Source organism: Psychrobacter sp. 28M-43, from assembly GCF_014770435.1.
In the GTDB taxonomy this organism is placed as follows: Bacteria; Pseudomonadota; Gammaproteobacteria; order Pseudomonadales; family Moraxellaceae; genus Psychrobacter.
In genome coordinates, this window is sequence record NZ_CP061739.1 from 1,264,875 (window position 1) to 1,282,737 (window position 17,863).

At 43.7% G+C, this 17,863-nt stretch carries 12 protein-coding genes; 7 read left to right on the plus strand and 5 right to left on the minus strand.

Features of this window, described 5'->3' with window-relative positions; all coding sequences use genetic code 11:
• Positions 1-50 precede the first annotated feature (50 nt).
• Entirely contained in the window at positions 51-1,232 is a 1,182-nt protein-coding gene (locus IEE84_RS05425; RefSeq protein WP_102094802.1) for an outer membrane protein assembly factor BamD, read from the minus strand.
• Positions 1,233-1,989: 757 nt separating this feature from the next.
• Here IEE84_RS05425 and IEE84_RS05430 point away from each other — a divergent pair.
• Positions 1,990-3,225 (plus strand): RluA family pseudouridine synthase, encoded by a 1,236-nt coding sequence (locus IEE84_RS05430; protein ID WP_191115139.1) that lies wholly within the window; start codon positions 1,990-1,992, stop codon positions 3,223-3,225.
• A gap of 40 nt (positions 3,226-3,265) precedes the next feature.
• Positions 3,266-4,144 (plus strand): purine nucleoside phosphorylase YfiH/LACC1 family protein, encoded by an 879-nt coding sequence (locus IEE84_RS05435; RefSeq protein WP_191115140.1) that lies wholly within the window; start codon positions 3,266-3,268, stop codon positions 4,142-4,144.
• Positions 4,145-4,378: 234 nt separating this feature from the next.
• Here IEE84_RS05435 and IEE84_RS05440 read toward each other — a convergent pair whose 3' ends face one another.
• On the minus strand, positions 4,379-5,632 hold the full coding sequence (locus IEE84_RS05440) for a YeeE/YedE family protein (protein WP_101204789.1): 1,254 nt from the start codon (positions 5,630-5,632) through the stop codon (positions 4,379-4,381).
• A gap of 718 nt (positions 5,633-6,350) precedes the next feature.
• Here IEE84_RS05440 and IEE84_RS05445 point away from each other — a divergent pair.
• From IEE84_RS05445 to guaD, 5 genes are all read left to right on the plus strand, one after another.
• Positions 6,351-6,968 (plus strand): flavodoxin family protein, encoded by a 618-nt coding sequence (locus tag IEE84_RS05445; protein ID WP_191115141.1) that lies wholly within the window; start codon positions 6,351-6,353, stop codon positions 6,966-6,968.
• Between the two features lie 935 nt (positions 6,969-7,903).
• Entirely contained in the window at positions 7,904-9,610 is a 1,707-nt protein-coding gene (locus IEE84_RS05450; RefSeq protein WP_191115142.1) for a xanthine dehydrogenase small subunit, read from the plus strand.
• 95 nt (positions 9,611-9,705) lie between these two features.
• Positions 9,706-12,279 (plus strand): xanthine dehydrogenase molybdopterin binding subunit, encoded by a 2,574-nt coding sequence (gene xdhB, locus IEE84_RS05455; RefSeq protein WP_191115143.1) that lies wholly within the window; start codon positions 9,706-9,708, stop codon positions 12,277-12,279.
• Complete coding sequence (locus IEE84_RS05460; protein WP_191115144.1) at positions 12,272-13,243, plus strand: XdhC family protein; 972 nt, start codon at positions 12,272-12,274, stop codon at positions 13,241-13,243. The genes xdhB and IEE84_RS05460 overlap by 8 nt, the downstream gene beginning before the upstream one ends.
• Positions 13,244-13,347: 104 nt before the next feature.
• The gene (gene guaD / locus IEE84_RS05465) at positions 13,348-14,754 is read left to right on the plus strand and encodes a guanine deaminase (RefSeq protein WP_191115145.1); all 1,407 of its coding nucleotides are present in this window, start codon (positions 13,348-13,350) and stop codon (positions 14,752-14,754) included.
• 125 nt (positions 14,755-14,879) lie between these two features.
• Here the strand turns inward: guaD and IEE84_RS05470 are convergent, their stop codons facing one another.
• The 3 genes from IEE84_RS05470 to alc form a co-directional block, all read right to left on the minus strand.
• Positions 14,880-15,674, minus strand: a complete 795-nt coding sequence (locus tag IEE84_RS05470; protein ID WP_224737917.1) for a DUF5020 family protein — start codon at positions 15,672-15,674, stop codon at positions 14,880-14,882.
• 499 nt (positions 15,675-16,173) lie between these two features.
• Complete coding sequence (locus IEE84_RS05475) at positions 16,174-16,704, minus strand: ureidoglycolate lyase (protein ID WP_191115147.1); 531 nt, start codon at positions 16,702-16,704, stop codon at positions 16,174-16,176.
• Positions 16,704-17,828, minus strand: a complete 1,125-nt coding sequence (gene alc / locus IEE84_RS05480; RefSeq protein WP_191115148.1) for an allantoicase — start codon at positions 17,826-17,828, stop codon at positions 16,704-16,706. The genes IEE84_RS05475 and alc overlap by 1 nt, the downstream gene beginning before the upstream one ends.
• Positions 17,829-17,863: the final 35 nt, after the last annotated feature.

Here is a 17,863-nt window from a genome sequence, read left to right on the forward strand (position 1 = left end):
TGAATACAGACTGTGTTAGTTAGGCTAAGCTAAGAAGAGACTTTACGTAATCAATTATTATCCATATCACTCACACTGTCGTCATTTAGCGTAGTGCGGCGTGTTGGATTGGTATTTAGTGGATCGACGTTGGCTTCTCTTGCAGTCGAGCCAGTACTTGATTGGCTGGTCACGCGCTCAGCTGATGCTTCAGGCAGACCTAAGCCTACGCTAATACCATTACGTGCAGCAGCATTATTGGCGACTGGAGTATTGGCAGGCGTCGTGTTAGTCCCTGCTAGTCTCAACTGGGCTGCATTACGAATCATTTGTGTCTTAGTTGCGCCGTTATACTCGCCAGATGCGACTGATTTGTCAGTTGTGTTCGAACGACCAAGCTTACCAAAGGTAATCTTATTGAGCCAAGTACGGTCACGCTTGGTGCTTAATTTCACACTACCGTTGCTGGTTAGCATTTCTGGATAGTTGATCTGCAACAGCGTTTTGTACTCATTGGCCAAATCGTTTAGACCAAGTTTTTCATGGCTATAAGCTAGTACCGCAAGAGCATCTGGGGTTGACTCACTCAGCGGGTAGTACTGGAACACCCATTTGGCACGGTTGACCGCTGCTACATAAGCTTCACGCTCGATATACCAATTGGCTGCGCTCATTTCGCTCTCAGCAAACTGGTTATAGATGAACGTCATACGCTGAGCGGCATCTGGTGCATATGGGCTGTTTGGATATTTATTGATAAGCTCTTGGAAGTTGGCAAAGGCAATACGCAAATACGCGGTATCACGCTCAGCTTGGTTCAGTTTAAAGAGCTTTAGGCTCTCAGATGAACCTTCCATATTGGCAACGCCGCGCACATAGTAGGCGTAGCTGACTTGTGGGTTAGACGGGTAGAGACGGATAAACTGCTCAGCACTTGCTGCCGCCATCTCATACTTGTCACCTTCGTATTGTGCATACATCATGTCAAGCAAGGCTTGCTCAGCGTACTGTCCGGTTGGATAGAATGTGCGCAGATTGGTCAGCTCTTCGATACCTTGGATATAGTGACCTTTGTCAATCTGATTGACGGCCTCGTTATAATATCCTTGCTCTGACTTTTCAGCTGTTTCTACTGCCTCACCATCTTTGGCGCCAGTTAGATTTTTGAAAGTCTGGCAACCCACTAGATTGACGCTAAGCGCCAGTAAGGTTATTGAGGACAGTTTGATAAACGTATTGCCAACAGCTTGCATACTTCTTCTCCGACACAAGACGCATAATAGCAGCGGCGCTATCATGCTATATAAAAGGTTAGTGATAAAAAACGACGCTAAATAGTCAGCGATCCACCAGCAAAAATTTTTTATCGAATGCAGTTTTTGTTATGACGTATTGTACTGATAGATTGGGTCTGATACATAGCGCTTGTATAGTAAGCCAGTCATAGACCACATGAATTTAGCCATAATCAAACGGTTTAAATGGCAAACACGATCAACAAAGCCCAATGCTATTTTCATACTGTATCTAAATACGGCATTCGCATACAGTGCCATAGCATACAGCAAAACATGGCTATACTTTATAGAATAACATTTGCTACGTCTATTTTTTCGCCATCTATATTGTATAGGCAGTTTAACATGAGCGGCTGTCACGAGCGATATCGAATGTCGCTAGCATGAGTAAATATACAGTAAATTACAGCAATGTCATGTTCTAGAGAGTTAAGCGAGGCATCTTACAGCCCAAAGATATGCTCAAAAATTAACAGATAGCATGCAGCTTCTATAGGGCTTATGCGTGCGACATGATACACTAGAGCGGTATTGTCTTCGCTTTTTTGTACCTTAAAGGTGGTTATCTGCCATTTATAGGCAAAGACTATAATAAAAAAACGACAATTTTTTATACTGCTATTTATAATACTATCTTCGAAGTCACCTTACAAAACACTGTCAGGGGCTTTGCCACGTATCAATGTATCAATCCGCTATGAATAATGATGCCATGACTACCAATTTATCACCGAATCAATCGCTAGATACTGATTCATCAGCACAAGAGTCACCAATGCCAAATGAAGTTTTGAACAATAATGAGCTACTTGATAATCAAACAATTACAAATGAGCAAGTGCATGATGATGCTCTTGATAATGAAGAGATGCTCATCGATGATGGTAATGATCTGAACGATAGTCACATTGATGATAATGATATTGATGACAGCGACATGGACGGTGACGACGATGAAGCTCCAGTAGCGGGTCAAGCTGTACCAGTGATTGTAGATATGACGCATGTGGTCACAGAAGATCAAGCTGGTCTGCGTATTGATAAGGTCGCCTCACAAGCGTTTTCGGACTTTTCGCGTGTACAACTCCAGAACTGGATCACTGACGGCAGTCTGCTCTATAACGGCAGTGTTCAAAAACCGAAAGTCCGTGTCAAAGCAGATGACGTATTGCATCTATCAACGACGTTACAGCAGCATGGTGAAGACCAGCCAGAAAACATAGATATCGATGTCGTCTATGAAGATGACGACGTATTGGTAATCAATAAACCTGTCGGTATGGTGGTTCACCCAGGCGCGGGTAATCAAAACGGCACTTTGGTCAATGCATTGCTATATCATTATCCTCAGCAGCATCATTTACCGCGTGCAGGTCTCGTACACCGTATTGATAAAGACACCTCTGGATTGCTATTGATTGGCAAAACCAAACCTGCTCAGATGGCACTGATGGAACAGCTAAAAGACAAGTCTGTTTATCGTCACTATAAGTGTGTGGTAGCAGGGGACCAAGCAAGTTTATCTCGTCATCGTCGTATCGATGCGCCGATTGGTCGACATCGCAATCAGCGTACTAAAATGACGGTGATGACTGCTGGTCGCGAAGCAGTAACGCATCTGCTAAATGTCACACCATTGAACGAAAACTACTGTCTGCTAGATGTTGGACTTGAGACTGGACGTACGCATCAAATTCGTGTGCATCTAAGTCACATTACTTATCCATTAGTCGGTGACCGTGTCTATGGTGGCCGTCGTCAGTTACGCTCTGGATTGACAGAAGCTCAGCGTCAAGCTATTAATAATTTCCCGCGCCAAGCACTGCATGCCTATACGTTAGGATTCGTACATCCGACGACAGGTGAAGACATTGAAGTAACGACGCCATTACCTGAAGATATGCAAAAACTGATGGCCGTACTAAGCGACGGTTATTATGAAGAGTAAACGCTAACGTTTACTAGATGAGAGGTGAGAGCGAGCAGCCATGACGAACACGTTCCCGATGACAATGATTGCGCAAATTGATAATGTGGCTATTTTTCAGACGGCTGCTTTTGCGTATGATGATATTGATGACTCTGCTGCTAAAAACCAGCGTACAGGGTATGAGGGTCAGTCAAATTACGGTGAGCTGAATCTAGGCCTCCATGTCAATGATAATGCACTGCAAGTATTAAACAACCGCATGAATCTATTAGCTGCGATCAATGAGCAACTGACAGATAAGTCTGCACAAAACGAGCAGCATGCGGCTATTAATCGTTTGCATTGGGTCAGTCAGGTTCATGGTAAGCATATTCATGATGTCGATGCTACTACACTGAATATGGCGCCACTGTCTGCTGATGCGATGGTTAGTCAACAAAGTGGTCGCGGGCTGGCAATCATGACGGCAGACTGTGTGCCAATTGTCTTATATCAGCCTACCAGTGGCAAAATTGCAGCGATTCATGCAGGCTGGCAAGGGTTGGCCTGCGGTGTGATACAAGAGACTGTCAACCGCTTTACCGATTCAGGCCCTATACAAGCTTGGATAGGTGTATGTATCAGTCAGGGAAGTTATGAAGTAAATACAGACGTTCGCGATAAGCTATTGGCTGGGTGTATAGCCAACCAGACGTTACAAGAGACGCATATCGATAACTTTGTTTCGCTATTTTCTATATCGTCTCATAATGACAAAATAAAGTTGGATTTACCGAAGCTTGCTGCCATGCAGTTAGAAGCTGCTGGTGCTACAGTTGTGAATGATTTACCTGTTGACTGTAGTTACGCAGATACTCACTATTACTCGTATCGCCGCCAGACTCATATGCAGCAAGCTGCCACAGGTCGGATGGCACTGGTCATCGTTCGTCGTTAGCAGCTTTATAGTCAGCGAACGACTAAACCGCTACGGTGTTACCCTCCCTAGATGTACTATATGTACAATCTACGGTCGGCTGCCTTGTAGCTGTTTTAGATTTCTTTGACTATATAATAATGAGTAGTGGAAACAAAGTCATAAACAATAAAAAAACAGCAGATTATTCTGCTGTTTTTTATTTGAGTGCTACATTCGTATTAACATAAGGTCTGTATTAATACAAAATCTGTATTAACAAACGGAGTCGCTAGATTTTGGTACTGATAAGCCAAATAGAGGACGTAAATACAGTGCCAAGAACGTACCTGCCATTGCCAATATGCCCCAGATATAGCCATGTAAGCTAAAAGAAGCGATACCACCAAAGTAAGCGCCAATATTACAACCGAACGCGAGACGTGCGCCATATCCCATCATCAATCCGCCAATGACTGACGCTGCAAAGTTACCAGTAGTAATCTTAGTGAATTTGAACAAACCACCCGCAGCAGAGGCGATAAACGCGCCAATGATAATACCGATATTCAATACAGTGGTCGAATCTGCAAAGATAGAAGCCTCAAGCGCCGCTGCATTAGCCCCTTGCCAATAGCCCCAGCTAGCCACATCCATGCCAAAGCCACTTGCAATTTTAGAGCCCCATAATGTAAATGCCGACGTAATGCCCCACGGTTGACCACGTGTAAGTAATGTCAGACCGTTAAGTAAAGCTAAGACGATTGCGGCAGCAAATAGCGGCCAAGAACCACGAAAGATTCGTTTCCAGCCAGACTCGGAAGGCACGGGAGCCATCTTCGGTGCGTTTCTTTTTTTCTCAACGACTAACGTCACCCATGCGATAATGCCGAATATGGCCAGCGACACCAGCCATGCCCCTGTATAGCCAAGACCTGTAGAGGTTGCCAAAGAGAAAGGCGCATAAGCAGGCATTTCTTCTGTCCAGAATGGTAAATGATAAGCCCCAATCGTAGCGCCCACTATGAAGAAAATAAAGGTGATGAACATAACAGAGCGTCCACCGCCTACCGCATAGAGCGTACCAGAGGCACAGCCACCGCCAAGTTGCATGCCGATACCAAATACAAATGCGCCTACGACTAGACTGACCCCTAATGGCGCGACATAACCTGCGACAGGACCGCCAAATAGCGTCGTGCCATAAGCAAGGATTGGTGCAAATAGCGTAACAGCAACTGCCAACATCAGCATGTGAGAACGCATCGCTTGACCGTTACCCACTGCCATCATACGTCTAAAGGCAGAGGTAAAGCCAAAGCGGGCATGAAAAAGGGTATAACCTAACAAGAGACCTATGCCAAGTAGCAATGATTGAGAGATATGTTGAGTGGCTAATAGATACGCAAGCACCATCAATCCTACGATGCCACCACCCATAATTAAGGGTTTTTGTGGTGCATTTAAGGCCAGATCATCTCTGACGATAGGATCTTTTGTGTCGTTTACAGGTTGAACGAGAGTAGTCAAGGTAATAGCTTCCTTATCCGATGATGTTATCAGATATCATTTTTATAAGAATTTATATGAGTATAGTTGCGCAGGTTTGCAGAATTGGAAACTGTATTTCTGTTAATTTGGTTAAGCAGTAACAAGCGTTACATCATAATCCTATTGTTATTAATGTAAATACGGAGAGATTAGAAAAAATAGAATTAGTATATGATGATATGGAATAAATAAACTGCTGTATATATTATTTGATATTAATAGTTGCCTATACTTCTGATAATTATGGGTTTATCAGGTATCGGGAATTTGTTTGTATCATATCATCAGTTAATACGACTTACCCATTTATACAAAATATATTAAAAGTATATATGATCTGATTAGTCAGACTTTAATAAATAACTTAAAAACGAAAATACGTCTGATACAATGGGCTTGAATTGAATGAAGTTCATCGCATATATACTGGTATGTATATGCTGACGTATAGAGACTATGTAATTAAAGACAGTGCAATTAAAGACTATGCGATTGCTCCATCACTATTGATATTTCTGCCAGCTAAATTGACTCAAAGAAGCGTTGCTTGATTCTGTTATATCGCCTGATAGTTCGAAAGTTTGAGCTATCGATAAGTACTTATCAGTGAAAATAAGGCCACTAACTGTCGACTGTGGCTAAGTATCCAATATTTTATAAGTTTATATTCAACCAATTATTTATTATTAGAGTACGTATGAATACACTTGCTAAATCGTCTAACACCTCTACATCTACTGATAACGCGCCTAATGTCTCAATCGCTGTTATCTTCCATAGTAATTATGGTCATACCAAGCGTGTCGCTGAGGCGATAGTACAAGGTGCGCATCAGCAATTGCCAGAAGCGCAAGCCAAGGCTGTCGATGTGTATGATGTTGATTGGGAATACTTAGATCAGGCAGATTTGCTGGTTTTCGGTAGTGCAGTGTATATGGGTAGCGTGACAGCTGAATTTAAGACCTTTATGGATGAGACATCCAAGCGTTGGTATCATCGTAAATGGGAAGGCAAGTGGGCAGCAGCGTTTGCCAATTCGGGCGGTCTGAGCGGTGATAAACTTGCTGTATTGCAGCAGATTTCTCTATATGCAATGCAACATGGTATGAATTGGATTGGTCTGCCATTGATGCCGACAGGTCATGAGGCTCACGACTTAAACCGTCTGTCTAGCTTTTTGGGTCTAATGACTCAGTCGCTTGATGGCCCACCTGAAGAGACACCAGGTTCGGGCGATATTGATACTGCTATTTGGTTTGGTGATCATCTGGCCAAAACGATTATTAAGCATCAACCAGCTGATGCTAAGCTATAAAAACAGCTAGAACCGACAGAGCGATCGAATAAAAAAGCAGGCATTATTGATGTCTGCTTTTTTTTGTGCCAATTTTTATTGAGCGGTAAGTTCTATTAAGTGCTAGGCTTTTTATGGAGCAACAAGCTTAGTAGGGGCGGGCTTCACGGGGATAGGACTATCAACGAATTGAAATGATTGACAACCTCCTAACAGCATCGTTGCTACTAGCAAATAGGTAAAGGCAAATGACTTCATAGTAATATCTCAAAAACGATTTTAGCCCAACGATATCTCACGACTAATCATCATTAGTAATAATAGTAGTGTAGAGTCAGGCTTATTTGCAGACATTATATATAAAAATCGGCGGGTCATAGCAGTTTAAAGGCGATATATGTATTCGGTACTGTTTTCAAGCAAGCTATCTCGCTATTTAGAGTATAGCTTATCTAACGCTCAGCTTTATTATTCACTATATATGAAATTAAAGCTATTTATAAAAACAGCGTCTGGTTTTGAGTTGCTGAGCAATGAATAAAGTCTACAAAACGTATAGGTATTTACTTAGATTTAAATTATTCACCAATTATTCGCAAACTGTTCGATAGTATCTATAGGCATTTTAACGGGTTGTGTTATAAATAAGAATAGTGATAATATGTTGAAAGCTGACCAAATAGTCAAGTATCCTATAGTACGAGTTTTCTAACAAAATTGTTCGATGAATGCTGATATCTACAATCAGTTTACCTGATATAAAAAAGTACGCTGTCCTAGATTCTTTGGTCTCTTAAGAATGTGTTAGCAAATAAAACAGAATAACCGTACTTGAGCGGTTGCAACATGATGTAAACCAAGTGCTTACGTTCAGCATTTAAGCCGTCAAATTCCTTAAGCCTTAAGCCTTAAGCCTTATGCTTATCTTCATTATTTTATTTTAGCCGAGTCTTGCTATGATTAGTTTTTACTTAAATGGGAAACGCCACAAGCTAACCCAGCTTAACCCTAATACGACGGTGCTTGAGTATCTACGATTGCATGAAGGCCAGACGGATACGAAGGAAGGCTGTGGTAGTGGTGATTGCGGTGCCTGTACTGTGATGGTTCAGCAACTGCCTAGTGCTAGCCAGCCAACGCTCAATGATGAAAATGGCGACGAAAAAAATGTGACGCCACCGTTCTATACAGTCAACTCCTGCATTACGCTAGTGTCGCTTATGGATGGTCATCATCTGATGACGGCTTCTTATTTGGCAGATAATCCAGAACATCATCCAGAACGAGCGCTATTGCATCCAGCACAGCAAGCGATGGTTGAATGTCACGGATCACAGTGCGGTTTTTGTACGCCTGGGTTTGTGATGTCGCTTGCTTGTGTGTACGAAAACAATCGTATGCAGACAAGTCCAGAAGCCGCAAGTCAGAACGATGCCAAGCAATTAAGCTATGATGAGGTGGTTGCTTCAATCTCTGGCAATCTATGCCGCTGTACAGGTTATCGTCCGATTATCGAGGCGGGCCTATTGATGAGCGATATCGGTCAGCAGAGAGAAGCAGAGCATTCAGCGGTGAAAGACTTGACTATCAGTCTAGCCACAGACGCAATGCGTAGTACAAAAGAATCAGCAGTATCTGAAAACGTGCTAGATAACGTCGAATTAAAGAATGAAGAGTCGAAAGCGATTGCCCCTGCAATCAGTGATGCTGGGCGACAATTATATATGCCCAAGTCACTAGATGAGCTTAATCAAGTATTAGCGGCCAATCCACAGGCTACGATTTGGGCAGGTGGTACGGACTTGGGATTGAGCGTAACCCAACATTTAGTTGATCACGAGGTCATTATCCAGCTTTCAGCTGTTGAGGCATTAAAGTCATGGTCATTATTTGACGCAAAGTCTGACCCAAGCAATGAAGACTCGAATAACGAGCAAGCTTCTAGCCAATCACTAGTACTGGGCGCTGGCATGAGCTATCAGCAGATGTTGCCTGTGCTTGAGCAGTATTTTCCAAGCTTTGCGCAAGTATTTGAGCGTATTGCCTCTCCGCAAATCCGTAATATGGGCACCATCGGCGGCAATATAGCTAACGCGTCGCCGATTGGTGACTTGCCACCGATTTTATTGGCGTTAGATGCGTCAATTCATCTGCGTCATTGCGCGCCTAATCGTGCAGAATCAGATAATAGCAATGAGATTTGTACGGATGAGATTATACCTTTATCAGAATTTTTCTTAGATTATAAAAAGACCAAACTGCAAGCAGGCAGTTACGTAGTCGCTATTCATATTCCTCTGATGCATGACAATCAACACTTATTTATTCATAAAATTAGCAAACGCTACGAAGATGATATTTCAGCGTGTCTATTGGCTGCGCGAATCGATGTATCAGCAGATGGCATGACGATAGAGAATGCAAAGCTTGGGCTTGGCGGCATGGCTGCCATACCATTGTTAGCCACAACCTGTCAGCAAGCGCTCGTTGGGCAAGCGGCTGAAGTTGCGAGTTTTGAGCAAGCAGCACAATTTTTGTCTGCAGACGTTACGCCTATGACTGATGTTAGAGCCAGCCGTGAATATCGCTCACATGTGGTACAGCGTCTACTGGTGAAGTGCGGTAAGCAATTGGTAGCAGGTAGACAGACCAAGACCGCTTAACTAGCAGAGTTGTTGTTTGCTAATACCGCCTTATCGTTATATTTGCCAAGAATAAAAGAGCATTAATCAAAGCGTCCTAATAAAAGAGATCCGCCATGAGCCACCATTCGTCCTTATTTGACAGTTATAGTATCCGCCGCGTGCGTCCGCCAAAAAACAAAATTGGTACCTCGGCTAAGCATGATAGTGCGATTAGCCATGTCATGGGGACGGCGACTTATGTGGATGATATTGCAAAACCGCAAGGCACGCTACATCTGGCAGTAGGTAAAAGCAGCCACGCTCATGCACGTGTACTGAGTATGGATTTGAGCGCTGTTAGAGATGCGGATGGGGTGGTAGATGTCTTAAGTTTTAAAGATTTACCGGCGCAGACGGATATCGGTGCGGTGTTCGACGGTGAGCCACTGATGGTGGATTACATCACGGAGTATGTGGGTCAGACGTTATTTGTAGTAGTAGCGAGTAGTCATCGCGCTGCCAAAAAAGCGGCTACTAAGGCAGTGGTAGAATATGAGCCATTGCCAGCAGTACTTAGTATTGATAAAGCGTTAGAGCAAGAGTTGTTTGTGCGTCCGAGTCACTTTATGAAGCGTGGTGACGCGGCGACTGCACTTGATAACTCACCGATTCGCATTGAAGGCCATATTCATATGCGCGGACAAGAGCACTTTTATCTCGAAGGCCAAGTGTCTTATGTGGTGCCTTGTGATGATGGCGGGCTAGAAGTATACACGTCGTCACAGCATCCAAGCGAAGTGCAGCAGTTGGTCGCCGAAGTGACAGATCTGCCATTTCATGCGGTAAACACAGTCGTGCGCCGTATGGGTGGCGGGTTTGGTGGTAAAGAAACGCAAGCCGCTGCATGGGCATGTCTGTGCGGTATTATCGCCAAACGCCATAATGTCCCTGTCAGTATGCGTCTAGATCGTCAGGATGACATGGTGGTGACGGGTAAACGTCATGAGTTTGCCAACCGTTACGAAGTCGGTTTAGACGAGTCTGGGCGTATATTGGGCGTCGATATGCAATTGGCTGGCTTGTGTGGCTATGCACCAGATTTGTCTGATGCCATCGTTGATAGAGCGATGTTCCATTGTGATAATGCTTACTATTATCCAGCTGCCCATGTAGCAGGTCATCGCTGCAAAACGCATACCGTATCCAATACTGCCTATCGCGGGTTTGGTGGTCCGCAAGGTCTGATGACTGCTGAATATATGATGGACCATATTGCCTATACGCTGGGGCAAGATCCATTACAAGTGCGTTTGGCAAACTTATATCAAGATGGTCAAAGCACGCATTACGGTCAGACTATTGAGCATTTTGATTTAGCGACCATCATGACCAAGTTGGCAGACGATTGCGATTATGACAAGCGCCGTCAACAAATCCTAGAAACCAATCAAAAAGCTGCCGCTGAAGGCAGTGATAAACGCTTAGGGCTTGCATTGACGCCAGTAAAATTTGGTATCTCATTTACGGTGCAAACGCTCAATCAGGCAGGTGCGCTGGTACACATTTATACCGATGGCAGTATCCACCTCAATCACGGTGGTACGGAGATGGGGCAAGGGCTGTATATTAAAATCGCCCAAATTGTTGCCAATGAATTTGACGTTGATCTGGATACAGTCAAAGTATCAGCGACACGTACGGATAAAGTGCCTAACACTTCACCAACTGCCGCGTCATCAGGGACAGACATTAATGGTAAGGCAGCACAGAACGCTTGTCTAAGCATTAAAGCTCGCATACTTGAATTTGCCGCTGAGCATTTCGACGTAGCGCAAGAAGACATACGTTTTGAAAAGAACCATGTCTATATTGGCGATAAAGAAACACTGACTTTTGCTGAAATGATTCAACTGTCGTACCAGAACCGTATCAGCTTGTCGTCTACTGGCTACTATAAAACGCCTAAGATATTTTATGATCGCTCTAAAGCATGGGGACGTCCGTTCTTCTACTTTGCCTTAGGCGCTGCCTGCGCTGAGGTTGAGATTGATACGTTGACAGGTGAGTACAAAGTACTACGCTGTGATGTGCTGCATGATGCAGGACAATCGATCAACCCTGCCATTGACATTGGTCAGATTGAAGGGGGTTTTGTGCAAGGTATGGGTTGGCTCACGGCAGAAGAGCTGATCTGGAATGATAAAGGTAAGCTCGCATCTGATAGTCCTGCTAATTATAAAATCCCAACCGCGCATGACTTACCTAAGCAGTGGAATGTCAAATTGTACGATCGCAAAAACGAAGAACAAACGATTTATAACTCTAAAGCCGTTGGCGAGCCGCCGTTTATGTTGGCAGCCAGTGTTTGGTGTGCCCTCAATAATGCAGTCGCGAGCCTTGGTGATTATAAAAAGAATCCAGAGCTGACCATGCCTGCGACGCCAGAAGCGGTATTAAAAGCAGTGATGCGCATGCAAGGTACGACGTGGGATTTAACAACTGAAGCCGATACAGATACGATTGATAGTTTGGTCAAAGGCGCAGAAGAGAACAGTGACCTTTACAATGAAAAAGCAATGCCACAAGACGTACGTCATGCTAAAGACATCGATCCAAAAGAAGTCGAAGGCAAACAAACCGATGACCAGCCTAATGCGATAGAGCATCCAAATGTAGCAGGGGCAAGAGGTCCTGCGCACAGTGAATGAGTCGTTAGCACCGCCAGTCGTTTGGTATGAAGGTCTAGCGCGATATCAGCAGCGCGGCATCGCTCATGTGTTAGCGACGGTCGTAGCTGTGAACGGATCTGCTCCTCGAGCGCTACAGGCGAAGATGATCATCACGCAAGATAATATCGTGGATACGCTGGGCGGCGGCGGTCTAGAGCACGATGTTATCAACACGGCTCGGCAGCTATTGGATGGTGAAATAGCGGCAACGGTATCAAAAGAAGTAAAACCAAAAGTCGCTGAAACTGACAGTGAAAGCGTGTCAGTACCTTCTAAAGCAGTGCGCCGTGATGCTGTCTATACTAAGCACTACCCGCTAGGTGCAAAGTTGGCACAGTGTTGCGGCGGTAGCGTCACCGTTATGTTCGAATGCTTCAATGTAACGCCACCGATGTCAGTACTAGTGTTTGGAGCAGGGCATGTGGCATCAGCGCTAATGACCATTCTCGCAGAGCTGCCTTGTCAGGTAGATTGGGTGGACAGTCGCCCAGAGATGTTTGAGCGTTACTTAGTGGATAAATCTAATACTAATCAATCACCACTGTATAACTTACCGGCACATATCCGACCGCATATCGATGATGAGCCTGTAGATTTTGTACGCCCATTTATCGAGCAGGGTGGTCAGCGTTTTATTCTGGTTATGACTCATGACCATAGTGTTGATTTTGAGTTGGTTCGGGCAGCATTGAGTACTATTTCTGACATGAGTGCATCACGTGATAAATGCTCAGATACTTTGACACCTTACATAGGTTGCATTGCCTCGGCAACCAAAGCCAAGCGTTTTAGAGATCGTTTGATGCAGCGTGGCTACAGTGAGCAACTGGTCAATCAGTTGGTCATGCCAATTGGATTGCAAATTGGCGGAAAAGAGCCGATGGCAGTGGCGGTTTCTATCGTGGCACAGCTCTTACAGCAGTATCATCAGGCCATTTCTTGAACGGCTCACTCCATACAAATTTTATACTTTTTATCAAATCATTAAAGCGCTCAGTACTATTTATCAAAACGCTCAGGACTACCAAGCCATTGTGAGATCTACGAATGACCCTACATATTTATCAAGCTCGACTGCTGCACTATTTGACCGAAAGCGATCGTACTGAGCGTGCAACCTCTGATCATTCACAGACATTAGCTGTGGAACGAGACATTACGTTGCTACCAGTGATTGAAGGTATACAGGTGTATCCTGAATATATCGCTGATGGTGCGCTTGTCGTAGATGATGTGACAGGGTGCATTGTAGAGTATGGTCATAATGAGACAATATTAGCGAAATATACTAATACCTCTGAGCAAGCAGGACAGTTAGTAATCAAGGTGCATGACTATCGCGATAAATTGATCATGCCAGGCTTTATCGATACTCATGTACATTATCCGCAAATAGATATGATTGCTGCTTACGGTGAGCAATTACTTGATTGGCTTAATAATTATACTTTCGTCACCGAGGCCAATTTTGGCGATCCAAAAGTAGCACATGACACGGCGCAGTTCTTCTTAAACCAATTGCTTGCTAATGGTACAACGAGCGCCATGGTGTTTTCTACCAGCCACCCTGAATCAGTGAACGCATTTTTTACGGAAAGTCACAAGCTCAACACTCGTATGATCACAGGCAATGTCTTGATGGATCAAAATGCGCCTGATAATTTGTGTGTGCCTGCTGAGCAAGGCATTCGAGATACCCAAAACATCATTGATAATTGGCATGAGCGCGGCCGCCAACATGTGGCGATTACGCCAAGATTTGCCATTACCTCGTCACCCAAGCAACTACAAATGGCAGGTGAGCTGTATGCCAGTTACGAGAGAGTTTATCTGCAAACGCATCTAGCAGAAAATCATGATGAGATAGCCTTTGTGAAACAACTGTATCCCAATCATAAAGGCTATCTCGATGTCTATGATACGATGGGATTACTGGGTCGACGCACCACCTTGGCACATGGTATTCACCTTGAAATATCTGAGTATGAGCGTCTGCGCGCAACTGGCACACAAATATCACACTGTCCGACGTCCAACCTGTTTTTGGGTAGTGGACTATTCGATTTGCCCAAGACGTTAAGTTATACCGGTGTCAGTATCGCCACTGACGTTGGAGCAGGGACAAGTCTGTCGATGCTGACGACTCTGTCAGAAGCGTATAAAATCCAACAACTTCAAAGCAATCAACTATCCGCGCACCAAGGGCTGTACCAAATTACGTTGGGTAATGCCCAGTCGCTATTATTGGACAATAAAATCGGTAACTTTATGCCAAATAAAGAAGCGGATTTTGTGGTCATCGATATGGGTGCAACGGAATTGCTTGAGCGACGTATGGCGCAGACCAAGACACTGGAAGAGCAGTTGTTTGTACTAATGATGTTAGGCGATGATAGAGTAATTGATCAGACAGTCATCGCCGGCGTAAGTCGCTATCGTAAATCAACTTTATAGGTGTAAATAAACGCTGTACCTAAATCAGGAACAAGTGAGACTGCTTTCAGATATAAAAAATGAACCCTTGTTCCAACTATATAGGAACAAGGGTTTATTTCTGCCAAGAGAGTTTTTATTAGGTATCAAAAATGGAATTTTACCAACGCACTAGGAGAGTTTTGATTCACGCCATCAACACCGTATTTATTTTTCCAATAGCTATATTCCATACCGACTTCTAAGCGGTTATCAATACCGAGCACTTCTTGTAAGTTGTATTTAATTTGCGGATTAATATGAATATTATCTTCAATATCATCGTTATTAAATGAATAATCAATAAAACCATCTACGACAAAATTATTGCGCTCCCAACCATAGGTTAAGGTAATTTGCTGATCATCGTCAGTATTGTCGTTAAAAGCATGATATAGAGTAGCCGACGCAAACTTCATTCCTGGAATAGGTACATTGAGATCTGCGCCAATACCAACCAGATAATTATCTTGGTCAAAGCCAGTACTGTTCGAACCAAATTCATAAGTAGCGGCTAAATTAACCTGCTTGATAAAACTGTCATTAAAAGTGGCTATTTTGAATGTAGGAGACAGCTCGCCATAAGTTTCTCTAAATCTATTGTTTTCAATGTCATCGGCACCTTGGTTTCGATCGACAAAGAAGAACACGCCACCCCAGTCGTGCGCAGAAGCATGCTCTAATGTAACGGTCGTCAGCTCTCCATCTTCTACGAGTTCATAATCATTACCGTAAAGTACGGAGACACTCGTATCAGTAAAAAAGGTCTTAGCATAGATGTTCGACATGCTACCTAAAGCAGCGATAGCAACAGCTGCCATCGACAATGGTTTGAGTAAAGCTAGCTTTTGGCTAGATGATTTGGTATGACAGGATAAGCTCGTTAATAAATCAAAACGCAAAATATGACCCCTTTATGTACAATTGATTGTTGATTGCCCCAAAACTGCATCGTTACTATTTGCTAGTAAACAAACTATTAATCCAATCCTCGTTAGACAACGGTTGGTTGATAGCGCTTAAATGCTTACTACTAAAGAGCATTCAATAACCGTGCCATAAATGCCCTAGAAGGCTGTCATCTACAGAGTCTTCTAATTCTTAGTCTTATTAGCCATTAATAAGGGTAGAAATAAGCAAAATAGTCCTTAACTGTTCTCAAATGAGAGAGCCAATTTCCGTACATTTAGATATATGTGATAAACAATGTTTTTCGAAGGATCAGATGCACCATAAAAGCACCAAAATGGATATCCATGTGCTCCAAGTTGGGTCGTCTGACGGGTCTTAATCAATTGATAGGCATATGATTTAACAACTCAATAAACATAAAAAAGCCAGCTAATAGAAGTTAGCTAGCGTTAAGTTTGTACTTGTTGGATGCGACTATTTTTTATTCAGTTAACTGCATTCGCCTTTTAACTCAATAGACACATGCCAATCCGTGATATCAATCTCATGACAGTTATTACCCTCGCCATTGATACGATCAATAACTAAGAAATCACTGTCACGTCCAAGCGCGAGTAGAGGGTGATGCCAGACATTAGCATCGTACTGTACACCTTGGTGAGATTTCGCATAAAACACTGCTAGGTCATCAGGCGACTGTGGCGGCACACCAGCTTTAGCAACCACGACGATATAGTCTTGGCCTTCCATAGATACAAATGCCTGCGTCCCAAGCGGATGGTATTCCATGACTGAGAGTGCAATCGGGTTCTCACGTTTCTTGGCTCGAAAGATACTCATACCAACTGAGCCACCGTCTAGCTTACTTTCGGCAAGTGCATGATGACGAACCGCATAGCCGTTGTTGATCTCATAAGTGTTGTCAGCGGTTTGCTCACAGGCATCATATCGCTCAATGACTGAACCATAGGGGGCAAAGTTTGCCTTGGTTAAAGGCTTAGCCGATAGAGTGATACTCATTATTTTGCCTCTTTACTGTCAGTACCAGTACCAGTATTAGTCTCAGCAATCTTGCCATACACGCGTACACGGCTGATACCACCATCTGGGAAAATATTAACCCGAATATGAGTGATAGGTTTATCAAGTTGAAGCTTGTCTTTACCAAAGTGATGAACGTCGTCAGCATTGGTTTTTTGCGGCTCAAGCAAGGTCTCCCAAAACATACTCTGAGTCACTAAAGTTTGCTCTGGTGTATTTGGTGAGTAGACGGCTTGGATCGAGACTTTATCAGGGTAATTGCCTTTAAAGTGGGCAGTATCTATCTCGATGGAATCAACGATACCTGCTTGACCTAGCGCGATGATGCACCAGTCATTGCCTGGCTCACGGCGACGACGGGTCTCCCAGCCATCACCCATGTTAGGCGCTTTAGTTGGTAGTAGTAAATTACTAGCAGCACCAAAATGTGCATCGTTACTAGCAATCGCACGACCACCATTTAATGCGCCTGCCAAGTCAAGTGTCTCGCCTTGTGTGTTTAGGCTTGCATCAAGTTGGATATCACCATATACACGTAGTCGGGCAACGCCGCCATCTGGATAAATGTTTAAACGAATATGGGTTACCGTTTGCTCGTTATCAATCTCGATAAGCTCATGGTTGTGACCTTGCAGTGGGGTCATACCCACTAGTGCCTGCCAATTTTTATTGTCCCAATCTTCTTTGCTTAGACTGGTAAGTTCAGCTTCATCTTGCTGCAGTAGCTCTGGCGCGTACAAGGCATCGACACTGGCGGAAGATGGGAAGTTACCCGTGAAGTGACTGGTATCAATATCTAGACCAGCTATTTTGGTTGGGCGAGCAAGTTGGATAACTAAATAATCGTAACCCAAGTGGCGTTTACGACGTGTTTCCCAGCCGTCCATCCATTTACCGTTGTTATCGAATTTACCCACGACAAAGATAGGCGCATCAGGATTTAAGATCCGGCTTTTATCTGCAAAGAAATCATCGGTTGCAAATAGGGATTTTGCGCCCAAACGACTGTCAGCGACGTTTGATTTTTTGGTAAATGCTGGCAATGTCTCAGGTAGGTTGTTTGCTGAGAGGATTTGTCCGACTTCTGAACTATTTTGACTCATCGTTATTTCCTTTATTCTATATTAGGTTTTATTTG

Excerpts from the sequence above, each read along its gene's own strand:
- IEE84_RS05425 (WP_102094802.1), bottom strand. The coding sequence starts at position 1,232 with ATGCAAGCTGTTGGCAATACGTTTATCAAACTGTCCTCAATAACCTTA.
- IEE84_RS05430 (WP_191115139.1), top strand. The coding sequence starts at position 1,990 with ATGACTACCAATTTATCACCGAATCAATCGCTAGATACTGATTCATCA.
- IEE84_RS05435 (WP_191115140.1), top strand. The coding sequence starts at position 3,266 with ATGACGAACACGTTCCCGATGACAATGATTGCGCAAATTGATAATGTG.
- IEE84_RS05445 (WP_191115141.1), top strand. The coding sequence starts at position 6,351 with ATGAATACACTTGCTAAATCGTCTAACACCTCTACATCTACTGATAAC.
- IEE84_RS05450 (WP_191115142.1), top strand. The coding sequence starts at position 7,904 with ATGATTAGTTTTTACTTAAATGGGAAACGCCACAAGCTAACCCAGCTT.
- xdhB (WP_191115143.1), top strand. The coding sequence starts at position 9,706 with ATGAGCCACCATTCGTCCTTATTTGACAGTTATAGTATCCGCCGCGTG.
- guaD (WP_191115145.1), top strand. The coding sequence starts at position 13,348 with ATGACCCTACATATTTATCAAGCTCGACTGCTGCACTATTTGACCGAA.
- IEE84_RS05475 (WP_191115147.1), bottom strand. The coding sequence starts at position 16,704 with ATGAGTATCACTCTATCGGCTAAGCCTTTAACCAAGGCAAACTTTGCC.
- alc (WP_191115148.1), bottom strand. The coding sequence starts at position 17,828 with ATGAGTCAAAATAGTTCAGAAGTCGGACAAATCCTCTCAGCAAACAAC.